Here is a 1,893-nt window from a genome sequence, read left to right on the forward strand (position 1 = left end):
CTTGCTGATTCCACGACCTTTTCACCCAATAATTTTGATTTCAATGCCATTGAAACCTCGCTATTTTACTTACTTCAGTAAGCTTCCTTTCCATTATTGTCTATCCGTTCCTTATAAAGTGGAAATTTATATCGTATTTTCTATCTTTAAAGTCTTGTTCCCTGGCTTTATAACTTTCATTCTCTCTTTTCAATCTTTCTATTTTGCTTCTAACTTTGCTATTCCTACTTTAGACTTTTGCAGAGTTCTAAAAAATTTGCCATATTACCTCACTTTTGCTCTATCATTACCTTTGTATACTACCTTGTTTATCTTGTTTTGCCACTCCGTGAACAAATATGTGGAACTGAGTTATAAGCTAGTAGCATTCACACTCTGAGGACTTTGGTCTCTACTTTGTTGATTTGTAGTAGTTCCTTCCAGTTTAGTAAATGGCGTATTGTCTTTTACTTTTTCTTGAGCAGATTGTTTTTCAGTTGTTACAGCAGATTGCTCACTCTTTTCAGCTTCCTTACCTTGGGATTCTAAAATTTTATTAATGCCATCAAGAAATTTCTCATTCCATCGTTCTTTTTTCTCTTCCTCTTGTGGGTGAGGGCTATATAAAGTACCTGATTTGTTATTTGAAAAGAGGCTTTTTATTGCGTTATATTCAGCAGTAGCAAAACAAAAAACAGCAAGCCCCATTGTTACAAAGTGGGGAATACTAAATAATAAAGTTGAACCTACGAATAATATTGTAGCCGTTAAAGCAATAACAGGTAGTAAAGATTTACGCAAGAACGTTGTTACTATTTCTTCGTCACTAAGTGGTGGTTCATCCTCTTTTTTTTCAACACTTAAAACTTTTTCAAGACCTGGTATTTTTTCTAACAATCCTCTACCAGGTATCTGGTATTTAGCAAAGTTAGCAAACTGATGCCAAGCTTCTTTGCTAACACACTCAGCTACAACTTTTCCTATTTTACCATTCTTTAAATTCTCTTCACTAGCTAATTTTTTTTCTCTAATTTCCTTAAATACAGAAAGCAAAAACCGAAAAAGATCCTCTTCACTGAGAGGTTTTATTTTTGAACTAACATCGTTGAACACCCTTCCACTGTTCTTAAATACAAAAGTAAAAATCTTTTTTTCATCTTCATTCTTTAGTCGATTTAACAATTCCTCTAGTGACTGTTGCTCACACCGCAACTTTTGTACTTCCCGTTCTGAGATCTCTCCTTGCAGTTTCTCTTGTATTTTATTTATCTCCCGTTGTGTTTGCTTCTCTAAATTCCCCAAAGTATCTAGAAAAGCACGATAAATTAACTGATGCTTCTCTTTTTTAAAGATTTTCTCATCCTTGTTAACCTCCTGAGTAGACGGCTTTAAAGGTTCCTGGTCCTTTGCCTGCGGGATTAATATTTTTGTCACAACTGACTCACTCACATTTACTATGCTTCAAATTGTAGCACATTTTTTATATTATTTCAAATGATTTGAACTCTCGAAATTTGTGGTGTTTAAATCATAGTTAAGAGAATTAGGTCCAAGTTACACAACCTACGAGCATTGAGGCGGGTGTATCATCCCAGTGTATAATGCACAGTTGTACGAATATTATAATCTCAGTCCACCAAGATGGTGTCATTTTAGCACGCAACGCTGGACACAGCTCATTCTGCAATTCATTTGCGATGTTTCTAGATCCTACTAATAAGCTGCGGGACGACGGTAGCCAAAATATTAAAATTTACTAAATAAAAAAAGGATCCCTAGTTATACTAATTCCTACTGTATAGGAAACGGGTAGATAATAATGGAAAAGAAGCCATGCTGAAGCAAGTAAAATAGCGAAGTTTAAATAGCATTAAAATCAAAATTACTGGGTAAAAAAGTCGTAGAATCAGCAAA

At 34.5% G+C, this 1,893-nt stretch carries 1 protein-coding gene; it reads right to left on the minus strand.

The features are described from left to right. Positions 1 to 351 precede the first annotated feature (351 nt). Entirely contained in the window at positions 352 to 1,428 is a 1,077-nt protein-coding gene (locus GO684_RS04950) for a hypothetical protein (RefSeq protein WP_175939415.1), read from the minus strand. Between the last annotated feature and the right edge of the window lie 465 nt (positions 1,429 to 1,893).

The sequence above is a fragment of the Wolbachia endosymbiont of Litomosoides brasiliensis genome (assembly GCF_013366805.1).
Classification (GTDB): domain Bacteria; phylum Pseudomonadota; class Alphaproteobacteria; order Rickettsiales; family Anaplasmataceae; genus Wolbachia.